The following is a 17,820-nucleotide window of genomic DNA, read 5'->3' on the forward strand; positions in this document are numbered from 1 at the left end:
GGTCCCGTCCCTGCGCCCTCCGGGACCCCGGCAGCGAGCGCTTATGCTAAGCCGCTCGCGCGCGGCGCGAGGAAGCGGGCGGGAGGTGGGCGATGCGGTCGCGGCGCGACCAGGTGCACGCCTACGCGTTCCTCAACCGGCGGACCACCGACGCCCTCGTCGCCGGGAGCGCGGACTCGATCGGGCCGCACCTGCAGCGGCTCACCCGCACCCAGTTCTCCGGCGTGATGGCCGGGCTCGTCGCCCTCGCCGGCTTCGGCGTCGCCGGGCTCGTGAGCCCGGGCTCCGCGCGGCACTGGCAGCGCCAGGACGGGGTGGTCATCGAGAAGGAGACCGGCGCGCGCTACGCGTGGTACGCCGGGACCCTCCACCCCTCCCTCAACTACGCCTCCGCCCGGCTCGCGGTCGGCCCCGACAAGGCGACCTCGCGCGTGAGCCGCAGGTCGCTCTCCGGCGTCGCGCGCGACCCGCGCACCTCCGGCATCGACGGGGCGCCCGACTCGCTGCCCGGCGCGGGCAGCCTGCTCACGGCCCCGTGGTCGGTCTGCTCCTCCCCCGTGCTGGACGCGGCGGGGGACGCCGGCACCCGCCGCTCGACCACGCTCGCCGTCGGCACGCCCCCCGGCGCGCCGGTCGGGCGGGACACCGGCCTGCTCGTCACCGCCGCGGGGCAGCCGGCCGGCGGCGCGCTGCAGGTCGTGTGGGACGGGGCCCGGCACCGCATCGCCGGGCCCGCGGCGGCCGCCGCGCTCGGCCTGTCGGGGGAGCCCGCCCGCCAGGTGTCGCCCGCCTGGCTCGACGCCCTCCCGCAGGGAGCCGACCTCGCCGTCCCCGCACCCAGCGGCAGCGGCTCGGCGGGCCCGACCGTCGGTGGACGCCCGACGCGCGTCGGGGACGTCCTCGTCGCGACGCTGCCCCAGGGCAAGGAGTACGCCGTGGTCGCTGCCACCGGCGTCGTCCCCGTCTCGGCCCTGGCCGCCGGGCTCGAGCTGGCCGGCACGCCCTCGGCCACGTCGCGGGCGGTCCCCGTCGCGGCCCTCGCCTCCGCCCCGCAGGCCGCACGGCCGGCGGCGCTCGACCGGCTGCCCGCGGCTCCCCTGCGGCTGGCCGACGCGGACCCCGCCGCGCGCACCCTCTGCGTCACCCGCGCCGTGTCGGCGAGCGGCGCGGGGGCGGCAGAGGTGCGCGTGGCCGCCGCCGCTCCGACCGGCGTGCGACCCGCAGGCGGCAGCGCCTCCGCGGCCGCGCCGCTCGCGGACGCCGTCGCCCTGCCCGCCGGGAGCGCCGTGCTCGTCCGGGCCGAGCCGGCACCGGGCGTGCGCACCGGGACCCGCTACCTCGTCACGGGCACGGGGGTGCGCTTCCCGGTCGCGGACGACGACGCCCTGGCGAGCCTCGGCTACGCCGGTGCCGCGCCGCTCGAGGTCCCGCCGCTCGTGCTCGACCTGCTGCCGCAGGGGCCGCTGCTCAGCCGCGCTGCGGCGGTCGCGCCGGTGCCGGTCGCGACGGCGGCCCCGTCGGAGGCGCCGTCTCCCGCGCCCTCGGCTCCCGCTCCCCTGGGCGGCTGAGCCCGCGCCTGCCGGCGAGCAGGTCGAGGCCCGCGCCTGGCCCGGACGGGCTGGGGCGGGTTGCACCGCTCCGACGTCCGGGCTGCCAGCGCCGCCGCCGGCCCCGCGGCAGCACCATCGTGGCGACGGCGGCGAGCAGCGCCAGCCCGAGCCCCGCTCCTGCCGTGGCCAGCGCGACCGGCACCGCCGGCGAGCGGGGTGCGGCCCGGACGACCGGCGGCGGCGTCGGGTGCCCCGCCGGCCGGCCGGCCGCCCCCTCCGCCGGGAGCACCGCCGTCACCGCCGCCGCGACGTCGACGATCCCGGCGCCGAGCCCCTGGGTCCGCCCCTGCGGCGGGGCGTCGGCCGTCGCGACGATCCGCGCGACGACCTGCCGCGCGCTGAGCTCGGGGTGGTACGCCCGGACCAGCGCCGCCGTCCCCGCGACGAGCGGCGTCGCGAAGCTCGTGCCGCTCGCGGTGACGTAGCGGCCCGGGCCGTTCGCTCCCGCGGCGATGACGTCCTTGCCAGGTGCGGCGACCGCGACGTACGGTGCCGGGTGCGACACGTCCGCGACCGCGTCGGACTGGTCGCTCGCCCCCACGGCGAGCACACCTGGGTACGCCGCCGGGTAGAACGTCGGCGGCGTCCCGTCAGGAGCCGCCGGCACGCTGCCGGTGTCGTTCCCGGCGGCGGCGACCACGACGACGTCGCGGGACAGCGCGTACTGCACGGCGGCGGCGAGCTCCGGGGTGCTGCCCGGCGCGGTCACCGAGACGTTGACGACCTGCGCGCCCTGGTCGACGGCGGCCCGGAGGGCGAGCGCCAGGCCGTGGGCGTCGCCGCGCGGCTGCGCGCCCTGCACCTGCTCGGTCTGCCGGACCGCGAGGATGCGCGCCGCGGGCGCGATGCCCTCGAACGGCGAGCCCGCGACCGGGCGACCGGCGACGAGGCTCGCCACGGCGGTGCCGTGCCCGCTGCAGTCCGTCGTGCTCGGCCCCCCGGGGCGGCCCAGCACGTCGGGGCCGGCGACGACGGCGCCGCGCAGGTGCACCGACGCCGCGTCGACACCGCTGTCGATGACGGCGACCGTGATCCCGGCGCCCTGCGTGAGCGCCCAGACGCGCTGGGGCTGCAGCCGGGACAGCTGCCAGGGCTGCGGCGTCGTCGCGGAGGTCGTCCGCACGCACTCGCGGGTCGCCGCCCGGGCGCCGGGCCCCGGGAGCAGGACCGGCGCCAGCACGAGCAGTGGCACGAGGGCGGCGGCGGCACGCCGGGAGCGCACGGGACCTCCGTCTGTCGGGGTGGGCGGCGTCAGGAGGGCAGCGTACGCACCTGGCGGGCCTGCGCCACGCGGGCGGCCAGGGCGTCGTCCGCCGGGTAGTCCACCCGCTCGAGCACGAGGCCGTGCGGCGGCGCCACGTTGACGGCGGAGTCGCGGGCGCGGGCCCGCAGCACGTCCCCGAGCCAGGCGGGGGGGCGCCGCCCGTCCCCCACGGGGAGCAGGGCCCCGACGAGCGAGCGGACCATCGAGTGGCAGAAGGCGTCAGCCTGCACCGTCGCCACCGCGCGCCCCGCCTCGTCGCGCGCCCAGTCGAGCCGCAGCAGCGTGCGGATGGTGGTCGCGCCCTCCCGCCGCCGGCAGAACGCCGCGAAGTCGTGCTCCCCGAGCAGCAGTCGGCTGCCCTCGCCGAGCAGGCCGAGGTCGAGCCGCCGGGGGTGGGCGAGGACCCAGGCGCGCTCGAGCGGGTCAGCACCCGCCAGGTCGTCGCGGACGCGGTACGCGTAGGTCCGGCTCGTCGCCGCGAAGCGGGCGTCGAAGCCGGGCGGGGCCGGTGCGGCCCCGTGCACGCGCACGTCGGGCGGGAGCAGCCCGGCCAGGCGGCGCACGGCGGAGGCGGCGCTCGCCTCCCACGCCGTACGCGGGACGTCGGCGTGCGCGACCTGCCCCCGGGCGTGCACGCCGGCATCGGTCCGGCCGGCCACGGTCACCGCGACGTCGCAGCGCCACAGGTGCGCGAGCGCCTCCTCGAGCGTGCCCTGGACGGTCCGCAGCCCGGGCTGGCGCGCCCAGCCCGCGAAGGCGGTGCCGTCGTAGCCGAGGTCGAGCCGCACCCGCACGGCGCCGTCAGCGTCCGCCACCGGCACGCCGACGGGCCCGGCCCCCCCGCTGGGGGGACCGGGCCCGTCGTCGCTCTGCTGCACTGCGGGAGGCGCTGGCTCAGGCCTTGTCGTCGTCGCCCTCGGCCTGCGACTCCTCGGACGCGCCCTCGGTCTGCGCCGAGGCGCCCTCCTCGGCGGCCTGGTCGCCACCCTCGGGGGCGGACTCGTCGGACGCGGAGGCGTCCTCGGCAGCACCCTCGGACGCCGTGATCGGCGCGACCTGCTCCTCCGCGGGCACCTGGGCGCCCTCGGTCGCGGCGGTCTCCTCGGCGGCCTCGGACGCCGCGGGGGCGGCCGCGGCCTGCTCCTTCACCGAGCGGCGCGTGGCGGCCTCGGCCTCGCCGACGGCCTGCTGGCTGACGGTCAGCGACTCGACGAGCTCGATGACGGCCATGGGGGCGTTGTCCCCGGAGCGCGGGCCGAGCTTCACGATGCGGGTGTAGCCGCCCGGACGGTTCGCGAAGCGCGGGCCGATCTCGGTGAAGAGCGCGTGCACCACGCCCTTGTCGCGGATGACCGTCGCGACCTCGCGGCGGGCCGCGAGGTCACCCTTCTTCGCGAACGTGATGAGCTTCTCCGCGTACGGGCGCAGGCGCTTGGCCTTCGCCTCCGTCGTGCGGATCCGCCCGTGCTCGAAGAGCGCGGTGGCGAGGTTGGCCAGGAGGGCCTTCTCCTGCGCGGGACCGCCGCCGAGGCGCGGGCCCTTCGTGGGCGTGGGCATCGTGGGTCGTTCCTGTCCGTGTGGTGTCGCTGGTGGTCTCGGGTGGGGCGTCGAGGACGGGGGCCGGCGCGCCGGCCCCCGTCACTGCGGCGTCAGTACTGCTCGTCCTCGGCGTAGGTCGCGTCGTCGTCGCCGCCGAACTCGACCACGCTGCTCGGGTCGAACCCGGGCGGGCTGTCCTTGAGCGAGAGGCCGAGGCTCTGCAGCTTGACCTTGACCTCGTCGATCGACTTCGCGCCGAAGTTGCGGATGTCGAGCAGGTCGGCCTCGCTGCGGCTCATGAGCTCACCCACGGTGTGGATGCCCTCGCGCTTGAGGCAGTTGTAGGAGCGGACCGTGAGGTCGAGCTCCTCGATCGGCATCGAGAGGTTCTCGGCGAAGGCCTGGTCCTGCGGGGACGGGCCCATGTCGATGCCCTCGGCCTCGACGTTGAGCTCGCGGGCCAGCCCGAACAGCTCGACGAGGGTCTTGCCGGCGCTCGCCATGGCGTCGCGCGGCAGGATCGAGGGCTTGCTCTCGACGTCGACCACGAGGCGGTCGAAGTCGGTGCGCTGCTCGACGCGGGTGGCCTCGACCTTGTAGGTCACCTTGAGGACCGGCGAGTAGATCGAGTCGATCGGGATGCGCCCGATCTCCTGGCCCGGCTGCTTGTTCTGGACCGCCGAGACGTAGCCGCGGCCGCGCTCGACCGTCAGCTCGATCTCGAGCTTGCCCTTCTCGTTGAGCGTCGCGATGTGCAGCTCGGGGTTGTGCACCTCGACGCCCGCCGGCGGCGCGATGTCCGCGGCGGTGACGGCGCCCGGCCCCTGCTTGCGCAGGTACATGACGACCGGCTCGTCGTGCTCGCTGCTCACGACGAGGTTCTTGATGTTGAGGATGAGCTCGGTGACGTCCTCCTTGACGCCCGGCACGGTGGTGAACTCGTGCAGGACGCCCTCGATGCGCAGGCTCGTGACCGACGCGCCGGGGATCGAGGAGAGGAGGGTGCGCCGCAGGCTGTTGCCGAGGGTGTAGCCGAAGCCGGGCTCGAGCGGCTCGATGACGAACCGCGAGCGGAACTCGGAGACGGGCTCCTCGGTGAGGGTGGGCCGCTGGGCGATGAGCACGGGGCAGTTCCTTTCGACGGCGTCCGCCATATGACGCCGCGACGAAGGCGGGTGCGGGCGGCCCGGACCGCGAGGGTCCGGACCGCCTGCGGGGACTACTTCGAGTAGAGCTCGACGATCAGCTGCTCCTGGACCGGCGTGTCGATGACCTGCCGGGCCGGGAGGGAGTGCACGAGGACGCGCAGCCGCGAGGGGACGACCTCGAGCCAGGCGGGAGCGGTCCGCTCGCCGGCCGTCTCGCGGGCGACGATGAACGGCGTGAGCTCAGCGGAGCTCGCGCGCACCTCGATGATGTCGTTCTCGGCGACGCGGTACGACGGGATGTCGACCTTGCGGCCGTTGACCACGAAGTGGCCGTGGCGCACCAGCTGGCGGGCGGCGTCGCGGCTGGCGGCGAAGCCGGCGCGGTAGACGACGTTGTCGAGCCGGCTCTCGAGGATGCGGAGGAGCTCCTCGCCGGTCTTGCCCTTCCGGCGGTTCGCCTCCTCGTAGTAGCCGCGGAACTGCTTCTCGAGCACGCCGTAGATGCGGGCGCACTTCTGCTTCTCCCGCTTCTGCAGGAGGTACTCGCTGTCCTTGCTCCGGCCGCGGCCGTGCTGGCCCGGCGGGTAGGGACGGATCTCGATGGGGCACTTGGGCCCCTCGCACTTGGAGCCCTTGAGGAAGAGCTTCATCTTCTCGCGGCGGCAGCGCTTGCAGTCAGCGCCGGTGTAGCGGGCCATCGTCTCGTTCTCCTACAGCAGTCTTCGTCGGCCGTCAGACGCGGCGGCGCTTGGGCGGGCGGCAGCCGTTGTGCGGCGTGGGGGTGACGTCCTGGATCGAGCCCACCTCGAGGCCGGTGGCCTGCAGCGAGCGGATCGCGGTCTCGCGGCCGGAGCCGGGGCCCTTGACGAAGACGTCGACCTTCTTCATGCCGTGCTCCTGGGCGCGGCGGGCGGCCGACTCGGCCGCCATCTGCGCGGCGAACGGCGTGGACTTGCGCGAGCCCTTGAAGCCGACGTGGCCGGCGCTGGCCCACGAGATCACGTTGCCCGAGGGGTCGGTGATCGAGACGATGGTGTTGTTGAACGTGCTCTTGATGTGCGCCTGGCCGTGGGCGACGTTCTTCTTCTCCTTGCGCCGCACCTTCTTGGCGGCGCCGGCCTGCTGCCGGGACTTGGGAGGCACTGGATCTCCTGGATCTGAGGTCGTCGGTCGCGTCTGTCCGCAGATGGACCGGGGGGTCGTGTCCGGACGGACGGACTACTTCTTGCCGGGCTTCTTCTTGCCGGCGATGGCGCGACGCGGGCCCTTGCGGGTGCGGGCGTTGGTGTGCGTGCGCTGGCCGTGCACCGGCAGGCCGCGGCGGTGCCGCAGACCCTGGTACGAGCCGATCTCGACCTTGCGGCGGATGTCCGCGGCGACCTCGCGCCGCAGGTCGCCCTCGGTGCGGTAGTTGCCCTCGATCCAGTCGCGCAGCTTGACGAGGTCGTCCTCGCTGAGCTCGCGGACGCGGACGGACGGGTCGACGCCCGTGCCCGCCAGGGTCTCGACGGCGCGGGTGCGACCGATGCCGTAGATGTAGGTCAGGGCGACCTCGACGCGCTTGTCGCGCGGGAGGTCGACGCCGACGAGGCGTGCCATGCGATGTGCTCCAGGTGGTCGTGCGGGGGATCTTGCCCAGTGCCGTTCCCGGCTGCGCCGGGTCCCCGGCCTCCGCGCCGGGGGTGTCGTCCTCGAGCTGGTCGAGGGGTCGGGACACTGGGACGTACCGGCTCCTCGGTGGAGGCCGAGGGGCCGCGCGGTCTCAGGGGACCGCTGGTGGTGCTGCCGGTCTGCGGGCCGGCGCGGGCTCCCGGAGGAGCCCCTGCTCAGCCCTGGCGCTGCTTGTGGCGCGGGGTGGCGGAGCAGATGACCATGACCCGGCCGTGGCGGCGGATCACCTTGCACTTGTCGCAGATCGTCTTGACGCTGGGCTTGACCTTCACGGTGGTCCTTCGACGTCTCGCCGGTGCGCGCGGGACGCCCGGGCTCCTACTCGTTCGGGAGGTTCTTGCTGGCTTCGGGATCGATGCGCAGGGGTCTACTTGTAGCGGTAGACGATGCGGCCGCGGTTGAGGTCGTAGGGGCTGAGCTCCACGACCACCCGGTCCTCCGGGAGGATCCGGATGTAGTGCTGCCGCATCTTGCCCGAGATGTGCGCGAGGACCTTGTGCCCGTTGGCGAGCTCGACCCGGAAGAACGCGTTCGGGAGCGACTCGATGACGGTGCCCTCGATCTCGATGGCCCCCTCTTTCTTCGGCATGTCCTCCGCAATCCGTGGCTGCTGTGGTGCTTCCCTGGTGCTCCCCGGGGGGAGGCATGGCAGGGGTGACCCGTTCGAGGGCCGACATGCGAGTGTACGTGACGGACCCCACGCGGACCAAACCGGCTGCGCTCCCCCTGGCCGGGCCGCGCGGCCGCTAGCGCCCGAGGCGCCCGCGACCGCCGTCCGGCGCCGTCAGCACCCACGGCCCGTCGGGCGTGATCGCCACCGTGTGCTCGAAGTGCGCGGCGAGCGAGCCGTCCGCGGTGACGACGGTCCACCCGTCGTCGAGCTCGACGACGTCGGGCGAGCCCAGCGTCACCATGGGCTCGATCGCCAGCGCCATCCCGGCGACGAGCTCCGGACCGCGGCCCGCCGGACCGGTGTTGGGCACGAGCGGGTCCATGTGCATGCTCGTGCCGATGCCGTGGCCGCCGTAGCCCTGGACGATGCCGTACGCGCCGGCCGCCCGGACGCCGCCCTCGACCGCCGCGGACACGTCGCCGAGCACCGCGCCGTCGCGCGCCGCCGCGATGCCCGCCCACATGGCGTCCTCGCAGGCCCGCAGCAGTCCGGCGACCTCGTCGCCCGGCTCCCCGCCGACGACGACGGTCAGGGCGGAGTCGCCGTGCCAGCCCTCGTAGACCGCACCGCAGTCGAGGGAGAGCACCTCGCCCTCGGCGAGGACCCGCTCCCCCGGGATGCCGTGCACGACCTCCGCCCCCACCGACAGGCACGTCGTGGCGGGGAAGCCGTGGTAGCCGAGGAACGAGGGCACGGCGCCGCTGCTGCGGATGAGCCGCTCGGCGACGGCGTCGAGCTCGCGGGTCGTCACGCCCGGGCGCGCGGCGCCCACCATCGCCGCGAGGGCCTCGGCCACGATGAGCCCCGCCCGCCGCATGAGGGCGAACTGCTCCTCCGTCTTCAGCTCGAAGCGGGCGCGGCGGCGGAACGGCACGGCTAGTCGAACTCGCGCAGCGCCGTGATGACGCGCGCGGTCACCGCGTCGACCGCGCCGCTGGCCGGGATGCGCACGAGCAGGTCGCGGGCGGCGTACCAGTCGACGACCGGGGCGGTCTGCTCGGCGTAGACCTCCAGCCGGCGACGGATCGTCTCGGCCTTGTCGTCGTCGCGCTGGAAGAGCTCGCCACCGCAGCGGTCGCACACGCCCTCGACCGCGGGCGGGTCGAAGTCGACGTGCCAGGCGTGCCCGCACTGCCGGCAGGTGCGCCGGCCGGAGAGCCGCCGCACGATCTCCTCCTCGTCGACGACGAGCTCGACGACGACGTCGAGGGCCGCGCCGATCCGGTCGAGCAGGCCGCCGAGGACCTCGGCCTGCGCCACGTTGCGGGGGAACCCGTCGAGCAGGAAGCCCTTGGCCGCGTCGTCCTGGGCGAGGCGGTCCTCGACCATGCCGATGGTCACCGCGTCCGGGACGAGCTCACCGGCGTCCATGTAGCGCTTGGCCTCGACGCCGAGCGGCGTGCCGCTGCCGACGTGGGCGCGGAACAGGTCGCCGGTCGAGACCTTGGGCACGTCGTAGTTCGCAGCGACGAACTGCGCCTGGGTGCCTTTACCCGCGCCGGGCGGGCCCACGAGAACGAGACGCACTAGCGGAGGAACCCCTCGTAGTGGCGCTGCTGGAGCTGGCTCTCCACCTGCTTGAGCGTCTCCAGGCCCACACCCACCATGATCAGCACGCTGGTGCCGCCGAAGGGGAAGTTGTTCGTGGCGTGGAAGAGCCCGAGCGCGATGATCGGGATCACGGCGACGACCGAGAGGTAGAGCGAGCCCGGCAGCGTGATGCGGGACAGGACGTAGTCGAGGTACTCCTCCGTCGGCCGGCCCGCCCGGATGCCCGGGATGAACCCGCCGTAGCGCTTCATGTTGTCGGCGATCTCCTTCGGGTTGAAGGTGATGGCGACGTAGAAGAACGTGAAGAAGATGATGAGGGCGACGAACAGCAGGACGTAGAGCGGGTGGTCGCCCCGGGAGATGTACGTCGAGATCCAGCCGCGCCAGCCGGTGGACTGGTTGCCGCCGAACTGCGAGACGAGCTGCGGGAGGTAGAGCAGCGAGCTCGCGAAGATGACGGGGATGACGCCCGCCTGGTTGACCTTGATGGGGATGTAGGTCGAGGTCCCGCCGTACATCCGGCGGCCGACCATGCGCTTGGCGTACTGCACGGGCACGCGGCGCTGCGCCTGCTCGAAGAGCACGACGGCGGCGACCACGACGCACCCGACGAGGATCACGCCGATGAACGCGCCCCAGCCCTTGGCCTGCTTGATGCTCCAGATCCCCGAGGGGAAGCCGGCGCAGACCGAGGTGAAGATGAGCAGGCTCATGCCGTTGCCGATGCCGCGGTCGGTGATGAGCTCGCCGAGCCACATGATGACGGCGGTGCCCGCGGTCATCACGCAGATCATCGTGGCGATGCGCAGCAGCGACTCGTCGGGGACGAGGTCGGCGGTGCAGCCGTTGAAGATCCGGCCGGGGGTGCGCGCGAGGGCGAGCAGCGCCGTCGACTGCAGCACGGCGAGCGCGACCGTGAGGTAGCGGGTGTACTGCGTGAGGCGCGTCGTGCCGGCCTGGCCCTCCTTCTTGAGGGCCTCGAAGCGCGGGATCACCACGGTCAGCAGCTGGATGATGATGCTCGACGTGATGTAGGGCATGATCCCGAGCGCGAACACCGACAGCTGCAGCAGGGCGCCGCCGCTGAAGAGGTTCACCATCCCGTAGACGCCGCTGCTGTCGTTGCTCTTGCTGAGGTCCGTGCACTGCCGGACCGCCTCGTAGCTCACGCCCGGCGTGGGGAGCAGCGAGCCGAAGCGGAACAGCGCGACGATCCCCAGGCTGAACAGGAGCTTGCGGCGCAGGTCGGGCGTCCGGAACGCCCGGGCAAACGCGGTGAGCACGAGTCCTCCTGCGCGACGCCCCGGGACCGGGGCGGTTGGGAAATGCGGAGCGGAGCGGACCAGGGTCCGCCACCGGTGGGGCGGGTGCCCCGCGGGAGCGGGGCGACCGGGAGGTAGCGCCGACCGGGCGCGACCTCCCGACGATAACGCACGGGAGCGCCGCACCCCACGTCCCCGCGACCGGCAGCAGCCGGACGGGGCTCTCGCGGGGTACGGCGCTCGCCGTGACGCTGCGGGACCTCGCGGTCCACGGCCTCAGAGCTCGGTCGTGGTCCCGCCGGCCGCGGCGATCTTCTCCTTGGCGGAGGCCGAGAACCTGTCGACCGTCACGTCGAGCGCGACGGTGACCTCGCCCTCGCCGAGCACCTTGACCGGCCGGCCCTTCTTGACGCCGCCGCGCTCGATGAGCGCCTCGACCGTCACCGTGCCGCCGTCCGGGAAGAGCGCCTGCAGCTTCTCGAGGTTGACGACCTCGAACTCGACGCGGAACGGGTTGCGGAAGCCCTTGAGCTTGGGCAGCCGCATGTGCAGCGGCATCTGCCCGCCCTCGAACCGGGCCGGCACCTGGTAGCGGGCCTTGGTGCCCTTGGTGCCGCGACCGGCGGTCTTGCCCTTGGAGCCCTCACCACGGCCCACGCGGTCCTTGGCCGTCTTCGACCCCGGAGCCGGGCGCAGGTGGTGGACCTTCAGGGGGGTGTCCCCCAGGTTGCCCTTCGCCATGACTACTCCACCTCCTCGACGGTGACGAGGTGCGCCACCGCGCGGACCATGCCGCGGATCTCCGGGCGGTCCTCCTTGACGACGACGTCCCCGAGGCGCTTGAGGCCGAGGGTGCGCAGCGTGTCGCGCTGCGACTGGTTGCCGCCGATCTTCGACTTCGTCTGGGTCACCTTGAGGCGGGCCACGGTCAGGCCACCCCCGCCCGGGCGCGCAGCAGCGCCGCCGGGGCGACGTCCTCGAGGGGCAGGCCGCGGCGGGCCGCGACGGCCTCGGGCCGCTCGAGGCCCTTGAGCGCCGCCACCGTCGCGTGGACGATGTTGATGGCGTTCGAGGAGCCGAGCGACTTCGAGAGCACGTCGTGGATCCCGGCGCACTCGAGGACGGCGCGCACCGGACCACCGGCGATGACGCCGGTACCGGCGCTGGCCGGCTTCAACAGCACGACGCCGGCAGCGGCCTCGCCCTGGATCGGGTGCGGGATCGTCCCCTGGATGCGGGGCACCTTGAAGAAGTGCTTCTTGGCCTCCTCGACGCCCTTGGCGATCGCCGCGGGCACCTCCTTGGCCTTGCCGTAGCCGACGCCGACGGTGCCGTCGCCGTCGCCCACGACCACGAGGGCGGTGAAGCTGAAGCGGCGGCCGCCCTTGACGACCTTGGCGACGCGGTTGATCGCCACGACGCGCTCGACGTACGCGGTCTTGTCGCCGGCGGGGTCCTGGCGACGGTCGTCGCGCCCGCGGCGCTCACGACGGTCGCCGCCACCGGCGCCGGTGCCGCCGCCGGCACCCGTGCCACGGCGCTGGGGTCCAGGCATGGTCTCTCTTCCTTCGTTCGTCTGTCGTCAGGTCGTCTGGGCGGTCAGAACGACAGCCCGGCCTCGCGGGCCGCGTCCGCCACGGCCGCGACGCGGCCGTGGTACTTGTTGCCGCCGCGGTCGAACACGACCGCGGTGACGCCGGCCGCCTGGGCGCGCTGCGCGAGCAGCTCCCCGACGCGCTTGGCCTTCGCCGTCTTGTCGCCGTCCAGCGCGCGCAGGTCCGCCTCGAGGGTCGATGCGGAGGCCAGCGTGCGGCCGGCGGTGTCGTCCACGACCTGCGCGACCATGTGCCGCGACGAGCGGCTGACCACGAGGCGGGGGCGGACCGGCGTGCCGGTGACGCGCTTGCGGACGCGCAGGTGCCGACGGGCGCGCTTGATGCCCTTGGCCTCGACGCGCTTGCGCTTGATCCCGAGTGCCATGACCTACTTACCAGCCTTTCCGACCTTGCGGCGGATGACCTCGCCCTGGTAACGCACGCCCTTGCCCTTGTACGGGTCGGGCTTGCGCAGCTTGCGGATGTTGGCGGAGACCTCGCCGACCTTCTGCTTGTCGATGCCGCTGACCACGAAGCGGGTCGGGGCCTCGACGGTGAAGGTGATGCCGTCCGGGGGCTCGATGACCACCGGGTGGCTGAAGCCGAGCGCGAACTCGAGCGCCGAGCCGCGCGCCTGGACGCGGTAGCCGACGCCGACGATCTCCAGCGTCTTCGAGTAGCCCGCGGTCACGCCCTGGACCATGTTGGCCACCAGGGTGCGCGACAGGCCGTGGAGCGACTTGCTCTCGCGGGTGTCGTCGGGGCGCGCCAGCTGCAGCGTGCCCTCCTCGGTGCGCTCGATCGAGATGGGCTCGGCGAGCACGTGGGTGAGCGATCCCTTGGGACCCTTCACCGTGACAGTGCGGTCGTCGACGGTGACGTCGACCCCGCTCGGGACCTGCACGGGCAGGCGGCCGATGCGCGACATGGTGAGGACCCCTTACCAGACGTAGGCGAGGACTTCCCCGCCCACGCCACGCTTGGAGGCCTGCCGGTCGGTCAGCAGGCCAGACGACGTCGAGATGATGGCGATGCCGAGACCACCGAGCACGCGGGGCAGGCCGGTCGACTTCGCGTAGACGCGGAGGCCGGGCTTGCTCACGCGGCGCAGGCCGGCGATGGAGCGCTCGCGGTTGGGGCCGTACTTCAGCTCGACCACCAGCTCCTGGCCCACCGGGGCCTCCTGGACCTGGAAGCCGGCGATGTAGCCCTCCTGCTGGAGGATCGCGGCGATGCCGGCCTTGAGCTTCGAGTGCGGCATGCGCACCTCGTCGTGGTACGCCGAGTTGGCGTTGCGCAGACGCGTGAGCATGTCTGCGATCGGGTCGGTCATGGTCATGGCCGGGACTTCCTCCCCGCTCCGGTTCCGCGGGCGGAGCCCGGGCCTTGAGCAGATGCGATGGAGCAGCGGTGGCGACCTCCGGCAGGAGCCTCGGGTCGTGGGACGAGCAGTGGTGCGGGGTGCGGCTGGACTACCAGCTGCTCTTGGTCACGCCGGGCAGCTCGCCGCGGTGCGCCATCTCGCGCAGGCAGACCCGGCAGAGGCCGAACTTGCGGTAGACCGAGTGCGGGCGCCCGCAGCGCTGGCAGCGGGTGTAGCCGCGCACCTCGAACTTCGGCTTCTTCAGCGCCTTGTGGATCAGGGACTTCTTCGCCACGGGTCAGGACTCCTTGAACGGGAAGCCGAGGGCGCGGAGCAGCGCGCGGCCCTCGTCGTCGGTCTTGGCGGTGGTGACCACCGTGATGTCCATGCCGCGGACCCGGTCGATGCGGTCCTGGTCGATCTCGTGGAACATCGACTGCTCGGTGAGCCCGAAGGTGTAGTTGCCCGAGCCGTCGAACTGCTTGGGCGACAGCCCGCGGAAGTCGCGGATGCGCGGCAGCGCGGTCGAGAGCAGGCGGTCCAGGAACTCCCACATGCGGTCGCCGCGCAGCGTGACGTGCGCGCCGATCGGCTGGCCCTCACGCAGCTTGAACTGCGCGATGGACTTGCGGGCCCGGGTCACCGCGGGCTTCTGGCCGGTGATGGCCGCGAGGTCGCGGGTCGCGCCCTCGATGAGCTTGGAGTCGCGCGCGGCCTCGCCGACGCCCATGTTGACGACGACCTTGACCACGGTCGGCACCTGCATGGGGTTGCCGTACGAGAACTCCTCGCGCAGGGTCGCCGCGATCTCCTCGCGGTAGCGCTGCTTGAGCCTGGGGAGCGTGCGCCCCTCGACGGTCGCGGTCATCAGATGTCCTCACCGGTGCGCTTCGCGACCCGGATGCGCGTCGTCTTGACGCGCCCGTCGCGCTCGACCTTCTCCTCGCGGACGCCGACACGGGTGCCGACGCGCTTGCCGTCCTTCTCAACCGACAGCATCACGTTGCTGATGTGGATGGCCGCCTCGGTCGTGACGATGCCACCGGTCTTGGCGCCGCGCGCGGTCTGGCCGACGCGCGTGTGCCGCTTGATCCGGTTCACGCCCTCGACGACGACGCGGTCGCGCTCGCGGAGCACCTCGAGCACGCGGCCCGTGGCGCCCTTGTCCTTGCCGGCGATCACGAGGACGCGGTCGCCCTTCTTGATGCGGATCTTCGCCATGCTCTAGAGCACCTCCGGCGCGAGGGAGATGATGCGCATGAAGCGCTTCTCGCGCAGCTCGCGGCCCACCGGGCCGAAGATGCGGGTCCCGCGCGGGTCCCCGCCGTCCTTGATGATCACTGCCGCGTTCTCGTCGAAGCGGATGTAGGAGCCGTCCGCGCGGCGGCGCTCCTTCACCGTCCGGACGACGACGGCCTTGACCACGTCGCCCTTCTTGACGGTGCCGCCCGGGATGGCGTCCTTGACCGTGGCGACGATGACGTCACCGATGCCGGCGTAGCGCCGCCCCGACCCGCCGAGGACGCGGATGCAGAGCAGCTCCTTCGCCCCGGTGTTGTCGGCGACGCGCAGCCGCGACTCCTGCTGGATCATCGGTTACTTCGCCTTCTCGAGGATCTCGACGATGCGCCACCGCTTGCTCGCGGACAGCGGCCGCGTCTCCATGATGAGGACGCGGTCGCCGACACCGGCCTCGTTGCGCTCGTCGTGCGCCTTCAGCCGGCTCGTGCGGCGCACGACCTTGCCGTAGAGCGCGTGCTTGAAGCGGTCCTCGACGGCGACGACGACGGTCTTGTCCATCTTGTCGCTGACGACGAGGCCCTCGCGGGTCTTGCGGTAGCCGCGGGCCTGCTCGGCCGCGCTGGTGCTGGTCGTGTCGCTCACGCCGCGCCCTCCGTGCTCTCGACGGTGGTGATGCCGAGCTCGCGCTCGCGCAGGATCGTGTAGATGCGGGCGATGTCGCGCCGCACCGACTTGAGCCGCCCGTGGTCCTCGAGCTGCCCGGTCGCTGCCTGGAAGCGGAGGTTGAACAGCTCCTCCTTGGCCTCGCGCAGCTTCGCGAGCAGCTCCTCGTCCTGCAGGCCGCGCAGGTCGGTCGCCTTGGTCCCGAGCGCCATCAGCCGACACCCTCTTCACGCTTGACGATGCGGCACTTCACGGGGAGCTTGTGCGACGCGCGCAGCAGTGCCTCGCGCGCGGTCTTCTCGTTGGGGAACGAGAGCTCGAACATGACGCGACCGGGCTTGACGTTCGCGACCCACCACTCGGGCGAGCCCTTGCCGGAGCCCATGCGGGTCTCGGCCGGCTTCTTCGTGATGGGACGGTCCGGGTAGATGTTGATCCAGACCTTGCCGCCACGGCGGATGTGCCGGTTGATCGCGATACGTGCCGACTCGATCTGCCGGTTGGTGATGTACGCGTGCTCCAGGGCCTGGATGCCGTACTCGCCGAACGTCACGCGCGTGCCGCCGGTGGCGGCACCCGAACGACCCGGGTGGTGCTGCTTGCGGTGCTTGACCCGACGTGGGATGAGCACGGGTCAGCCCTCCTGTCCGTCAGTCGGGGTCTGCTGGGGAGCAGCGCCCTGCACGTCGTCGACCAGGACCTCGACCGCCGACGCGGTGGTCTGGGGCTGGTGGTTGCCGGCCTCGTGCACCGCGGCGTCGGCGGACGCGACCGGGGTCGCGCCGTCGGTCGCCGGGGTCTCGACCGGGGCGTCGACGGCGTCGCGGCGCGGGCCGCGGCCGGCAGCGGCGCCGCCGCGCGGCGGGCGCGCACCGGCGCGGTCGCGGGAACCGGCGCGGGCAGCGGCCGCAGCCGCCTGGCGCTCGGCCGACAGGCTCGTGACGTCGCCCTTGTAGATCCACACCTTCACGCCGATGCGGCCGAACGTCGTCCGGGCCTCGTAGAAGCCGTAGTCGATGTTCGCGCGCAGCGTGTGCAGCGGGACGCGACCCTCGCGGTAGAACTCCGAGCGCGACATCTCCGCACCGCCGAGGCGGCCCGAGCACTGCACGCGGATGCCCTTGGCGCCCGCCTTGGTGGCGCTCTGCATCGACTTGCGCATCGCGCGGCGGAAGGAGACGCGGCTGGAGAGCTGCTCCGCCACGCCCTGCGCCACGAGCTGGGCGTCGACCTCGGGGTTCTTGACCTCGAGGATGTTGAGCTGCACCTGCTTGCCGGTGAGCTTCTCGAGCTCGCCGCGGATGCGGTCGGCCTCGGCGCCGCGGCGGCCGATGACGATGCCCGGCCGGGCGGTGTGGATGTCGACGCGGACGCGGTCGCGGGTGCGCTCGATCTCCACCTTGGAGATGCCGGCCCGCTCCATGCCGCGCGACATCAGCCGGCGGATGGCCACGTCCTCCTTGACGTAGTCCTTGTAGAGCTTGTCGGCGTACCAGCGGCTCTTGAAGTCGGTGGTGATGCCGAGCCGGAACCCGTGCGGGTTGACCTTCTGACCCACTAGCGGGCCCCTCCCTTCGCACGGCCGGCCTGCTGCTGCGGGACCGACTCGACGACGACGGTGATGTGGCTGGTGCGCTTGCGGATGCGGTACGCACGCCCCTGGGCGCGCGGACGGAACCGCTTGAGCGTCGGGCCCTCGTCGACGTACGCCGCGCTGACGCGCAGGGTCGAGGGGTCCAGCTGCTTGTTGTGCTCGGCGTTGGCGATGGCGCTCGCCACGACCTTGCCGACCGGCTCGCTCGCCGCCTGGGGCGTGAACTTGAGCAGGTCGACGGCCGCGGAGGCCTCGAGGCCGCGGATCAGGTCCACGACGCGGCGGACCTTCGTCGGCGACACGCGCACGTAGCGCGCCGTCGCCAGCGCCTCGTTGTCGGCGAGGTGCCGGGTCTTGTTCTCAGCCACGGCGCGACCTCCGGTCGTCCTTGACGTGCCCACGGAAGGTCCGCGTCGGCGCGAACTCGCCGAGCTTGTGACCCACCATGGCGTCGGTGATGAACACCGGCACGTGCTTGCGGCCGTCGTGGACGGCGATCGTGTGGCCGATCATCGAGGGGATGATCATCGATCGCCGGGACCAGGTCCGGATGACGTTCTTGGTGCCCTTGTCGTTCTGGGCGTCCACCTTCTTCTCGAGGTGGTCGTCGACGAACGGGCCCTTCTTCAGACTGCGCGGCATCGC

At 73.1% G+C, this 17,820-nt stretch carries 29 protein-coding genes; 1 reads left to right on the forward strand and 28 read right to left on the reverse strand.

Annotated elements, in window-relative coordinates:
• Positions 1–92: 92 nt before the first annotated feature.
• Positions 93–1,568 (forward strand): type VII secretion protein EccB, encoded by a 1,476-nt coding sequence (gene eccB, locus EV189_RS10665; protein ID WP_130492843.1) that lies wholly within the window; start codon positions 93–95, stop codon positions 1,566–1,568.
• On the opposite strand, the gene mycP is transcribed toward eccB, so the two are convergent.
• From mycP to rpsS, 28 genes are all read right to left on the reverse strand, one after another.
• Positions 1,468–2,832 carry a type VII secretion-associated serine protease mycosin gene (gene mycP / locus EV189_RS10670; protein ID WP_165400246.1) on the reverse strand — a complete coding sequence of 455 codons (1,365 nt, stop codon included), beginning with the start codon at positions 2,830–2,832 and terminating at the stop codon, positions 1,468–1,470. The genes eccB and mycP overlap by 101 nt on opposite strands.
• Positions 2,833–2,861: 29 nt before the next feature.
• On the reverse strand, positions 2,862–3,689 hold the full coding sequence (gene truA, locus EV189_RS10675) for a tRNA pseudouridine(38-40) synthase TruA (protein ID WP_231116260.1): 828 nt from the start codon (positions 3,687–3,689) through the stop codon (positions 2,862–2,864).
• A 79-nt stretch (positions 3,690–3,768) separates the two neighbouring features.
• Complete coding sequence (rplQ, locus tag EV189_RS21135) at positions 3,769–4,431, reverse strand: 50S ribosomal protein L17 (protein ID WP_130492845.1); 663 nt, start codon at positions 4,429–4,431, stop codon at positions 3,769–3,771.
• 92 nt (positions 4,432–4,523) lie between these two features.
• Entirely contained in the window at positions 4,524–5,537 is a 1,014-nt protein-coding gene (locus tag EV189_RS10685; RefSeq protein WP_130492846.1) for a DNA-directed RNA polymerase subunit alpha, read from the reverse strand.
• 95 nt (positions 5,538–5,632) lie between these two features.
• Positions 5,633–6,259, reverse strand: coding sequence for a 30S ribosomal protein S4 (rpsD, locus tag EV189_RS10690; protein ID WP_130492847.1), 627 nt, complete (start codon positions 6,257–6,259; stop codon positions 5,633–5,635).
• 34 nt (positions 6,260–6,293) lie between these two features.
• On the reverse strand, positions 6,294–6,704 hold the full coding sequence (gene rpsK, locus EV189_RS10695) for a 30S ribosomal protein S11 (protein ID WP_130492848.1): 411 nt from the start codon (positions 6,702–6,704) through the stop codon (positions 6,294–6,296).
• A gap of 75 nt (positions 6,705–6,779) precedes the next feature.
• The gene (rpsM, locus tag EV189_RS10700; RefSeq protein WP_130492849.1) at positions 6,780–7,160 is read right to left on the reverse strand and encodes a 30S ribosomal protein S13; all 381 of its coding nucleotides are present in this window, start codon (positions 7,158–7,160) and stop codon (positions 6,780–6,782) included.
• 227 nt (positions 7,161–7,387) lie between these two features.
• On the reverse strand, positions 7,388–7,504 hold the full coding sequence (gene rpmJ, locus EV189_RS10705; protein WP_130492850.1) for a 50S ribosomal protein L36: 117 nt from the start codon (positions 7,502–7,504) through the stop codon (positions 7,388–7,390).
• Positions 7,505–7,599: 95 nt separating this feature from the next.
• Positions 7,600–7,821, reverse strand: coding sequence for a translation initiation factor IF-1 (infA, locus tag EV189_RS10710; protein ID WP_121194827.1), 222 nt, complete (start codon positions 7,819–7,821; stop codon positions 7,600–7,602).
• Between the two features lie 157 nt (positions 7,822–7,978).
• On the reverse strand, positions 7,979–8,779 hold the full coding sequence (gene map, locus EV189_RS10715; RefSeq protein ID WP_130492851.1) for a type I methionyl aminopeptidase: 801 nt from the start codon (positions 8,777–8,779) through the stop codon (positions 7,979–7,981).
• A gap of 2 nt (positions 8,780–8,781) precedes the next feature.
• On the reverse strand, positions 8,782–9,432 hold the full coding sequence (locus EV189_RS10720) for an adenylate kinase (RefSeq protein ID WP_130492852.1): 651 nt from the start codon (positions 9,430–9,432) through the stop codon (positions 8,782–8,784).
• Positions 9,432–10,739 carry a preprotein translocase subunit SecY gene (gene secY, locus EV189_RS10725; protein WP_130492853.1) on the reverse strand — a complete coding sequence of 436 codons (1,308 nt, stop codon included), beginning with the start codon at positions 10,737–10,739 and terminating at the stop codon, positions 9,432–9,434. Before secY ends, EV189_RS10720 begins: the two co-directional genes overlap by 1 nt.
• Positions 10,740–10,994: 255 nt before the next feature.
• Positions 10,995–11,459, reverse strand: coding sequence for a 50S ribosomal protein L15 (rplO, locus tag EV189_RS10730; RefSeq protein ID WP_130492854.1), 465 nt, complete (start codon positions 11,457–11,459; stop codon positions 10,995–10,997).
• A gap of 2 nt (positions 11,460–11,461) precedes the next feature.
• On the reverse strand, positions 11,462–11,644 hold the full coding sequence (gene rpmD, locus EV189_RS10735) for a 50S ribosomal protein L30 (protein WP_130492855.1): 183 nt from the start codon (positions 11,642–11,644) through the stop codon (positions 11,462–11,464).
• Between the two features lie 2 nt (positions 11,645–11,646).
• Positions 11,647–12,273, reverse strand: coding sequence for a 30S ribosomal protein S5 (rpsE, locus tag EV189_RS10740; protein ID WP_130492856.1), 627 nt, complete (start codon positions 12,271–12,273; stop codon positions 11,647–11,649).
• Between the two features lie 44 nt (positions 12,274–12,317).
• Complete coding sequence (rplR, locus tag EV189_RS10745) at positions 12,318–12,698, reverse strand: 50S ribosomal protein L18 (RefSeq protein WP_130492857.1); 381 nt, start codon at positions 12,696–12,698, stop codon at positions 12,318–12,320.
• A 3-nt stretch (positions 12,699–12,701) separates the two neighbouring features.
• A complete protein-coding gene (gene rplF / locus EV189_RS10750; protein WP_130492858.1) occupies positions 12,702–13,241 on the reverse strand; it encodes a 50S ribosomal protein L6 in 540 nt (179 codons plus the stop codon).
• A 12-nt stretch (positions 13,242–13,253) separates the two neighbouring features.
• Complete coding sequence (rpsH, locus tag EV189_RS10755) at positions 13,254–13,652, reverse strand: 30S ribosomal protein S8 (RefSeq protein ID WP_130492859.1); 399 nt, start codon at positions 13,650–13,652, stop codon at positions 13,254–13,256.
• 133 nt (positions 13,653–13,785) lie between these two features.
• Entirely contained in the window at positions 13,786–13,971 is a 186-nt protein-coding gene (locus tag EV189_RS10760) for a type Z 30S ribosomal protein S14 (RefSeq protein ID WP_130492860.1), read from the reverse strand.
• 3 nt (positions 13,972–13,974) lie between these two features.
• Complete coding sequence (gene rplE, locus EV189_RS10765; protein WP_130492861.1) at positions 13,975–14,544, reverse strand: 50S ribosomal protein L5; 570 nt, start codon at positions 14,542–14,544, stop codon at positions 13,975–13,977.
• Positions 14,544–14,897, reverse strand: a complete 354-nt coding sequence (gene rplX, locus EV189_RS10770; protein ID WP_130492862.1) for a 50S ribosomal protein L24 — start codon at positions 14,895–14,897, stop codon at positions 14,544–14,546. The genes rplE and rplX overlap by 1 nt, the downstream gene beginning before the upstream one ends.
• Positions 14,898–14,900: 3 nt before the next feature.
• Positions 14,901–15,269, reverse strand: a complete 369-nt coding sequence (gene rplN / locus EV189_RS10775; RefSeq protein WP_130492863.1) for a 50S ribosomal protein L14 — start codon at positions 15,267–15,269, stop codon at positions 14,901–14,903.
• A 3-nt stretch (positions 15,270–15,272) separates the two neighbouring features.
• Positions 15,273–15,560, reverse strand: a complete 288-nt coding sequence (rpsQ, locus tag EV189_RS10780) for a 30S ribosomal protein S17 (RefSeq protein ID WP_130492864.1) — start codon at positions 15,558–15,560, stop codon at positions 15,273–15,275.
• Entirely contained in the window at positions 15,557–15,793 is a 237-nt protein-coding gene (gene rpmC / locus EV189_RS10785; protein ID WP_130492865.1) for a 50S ribosomal protein L29, read from the reverse strand. Before rpmC ends, rpsQ begins: the two co-directional genes overlap by 4 nt.
• Complete coding sequence (rplP, locus tag EV189_RS10790) at positions 15,793–16,212, reverse strand: 50S ribosomal protein L16 (protein ID WP_130492866.1); 420 nt, start codon at positions 16,210–16,212, stop codon at positions 15,793–15,795. The genes rpmC and rplP overlap by 1 nt, the downstream gene beginning before the upstream one ends.
• A gap of 3 nt (positions 16,213–16,215) precedes the next feature.
• Positions 16,216–17,139 (reverse strand): 30S ribosomal protein S3, encoded by a 924-nt coding sequence (rpsC, locus tag EV189_RS10795; RefSeq protein WP_269204184.1) that lies wholly within the window; start codon positions 17,137–17,139, stop codon positions 16,216–16,218.
• On the reverse strand, positions 17,139–17,543 hold the full coding sequence (rplV, locus tag EV189_RS10800; protein ID WP_130492867.1) for a 50S ribosomal protein L22: 405 nt from the start codon (positions 17,541–17,543) through the stop codon (positions 17,139–17,141). The genes rpsC and rplV overlap by 1 nt, the downstream gene beginning before the upstream one ends.
• Positions 17,536–17,817 (reverse strand): 30S ribosomal protein S19, encoded by a 282-nt coding sequence (gene rpsS / locus EV189_RS10805; protein WP_130492868.1) that lies wholly within the window; start codon positions 17,815–17,817, stop codon positions 17,536–17,538. The genes rplV and rpsS overlap by 8 nt, the downstream gene beginning before the upstream one ends.
• Positions 17,818–17,820: the final 3 nt, after the last annotated feature.

This window comes from Motilibacter rhizosphaerae, from assembly GCF_004216915.1.
GTDB classification, from domain to species: Bacteria; Actinomycetota; Actinomycetes; order Motilibacterales; family Motilibacteraceae; genus Motilibacter; species Motilibacter rhizosphaerae.

What these genes read in the sequence shown, in the direction of transcription:
- eccB (WP_130492843.1), top strand. Translation starts at nt 93, where the DNA reads ATGCGGTCGCGGCGCGACCAGGTGCACGCCTACGCGTTCCTCAACCGG.
- rplQ (WP_130492845.1), bottom strand. Translation starts at nt 4,431, where the DNA reads ATGCCCACGCCCACGAAGGGCCCGCGCCTCGGCGGCGGTCCCGCGCAG.
- rpsD (WP_130492847.1), bottom strand. Translation starts at nt 6,259, where the DNA reads ATGGCCCGCTACACCGGCGCTGACTGCAAGCGCTGCCGCCGCGAGAAG.
- rpsM (WP_130492849.1), bottom strand. Translation starts at nt 7,160, where the DNA reads ATGGCACGCCTCGTCGGCGTCGACCTCCCGCGCGACAAGCGCGTCGAG.
- infA (WP_121194827.1), bottom strand. Translation starts at nt 7,821, where the DNA reads ATGCCGAAGAAAGAGGGGGCCATCGAGATCGAGGGCACCGTCATCGAG.
- rplO (WP_130492854.1), bottom strand. Translation starts at nt 11,459, where the DNA reads ATGGCGAAGGGCAACCTGGGGGACACCCCCCTGAAGGTCCACCACCTG.
- rpsE (WP_130492856.1), bottom strand. Translation starts at nt 12,273, where the DNA reads ATGCCTGGACCCCAGCGCCGTGGCACGGGTGCCGGCGGCGGCACCGGC.
- rplR (WP_130492857.1), bottom strand. Translation starts at nt 12,698, where the DNA reads ATGGCACTCGGGATCAAGCGCAAGCGCGTCGAGGCCAAGGGCATCAAG.
- rplF (WP_130492858.1), bottom strand. Translation starts at nt 13,241, where the DNA reads ATGTCGCGCATCGGCCGCCTGCCCGTGCAGGTCCCGAGCGGGGTCGAC.
- rpsH (WP_130492859.1), bottom strand. Translation starts at nt 13,652, where the DNA reads ATGACCATGACCGACCCGATCGCAGACATGCTCACGCGTCTGCGCAAC.
- rplE (WP_130492861.1), bottom strand. Translation starts at nt 14,544, where the DNA reads ATGACCGCGACCGTCGAGGGGCGCACGCTCCCCAGGCTCAAGCAGCGC.
- rplX (WP_130492862.1), bottom strand. Translation starts at nt 14,897, where the DNA reads ATGGCGAAGATCCGCATCAAGAAGGGCGACCGCGTCCTCGTGATCGCC.
- rplN (WP_130492863.1), bottom strand. Translation starts at nt 15,269, where the DNA reads ATGATCCAGCAGGAGTCGCGGCTGCGCGTCGCCGACAACACCGGGGCG.
- rpmC (WP_130492865.1), bottom strand. Translation starts at nt 15,793, where the DNA reads ATGGCGCTCGGGACCAAGGCGACCGACCTGCGCGGCCTGCAGGACGAG.
- rpsS (WP_130492868.1), bottom strand. Translation starts at nt 17,817, where the DNA reads ATGCCGCGCAGTCTGAAGAAGGGCCCGTTCGTCGACGACCACCTCGAG.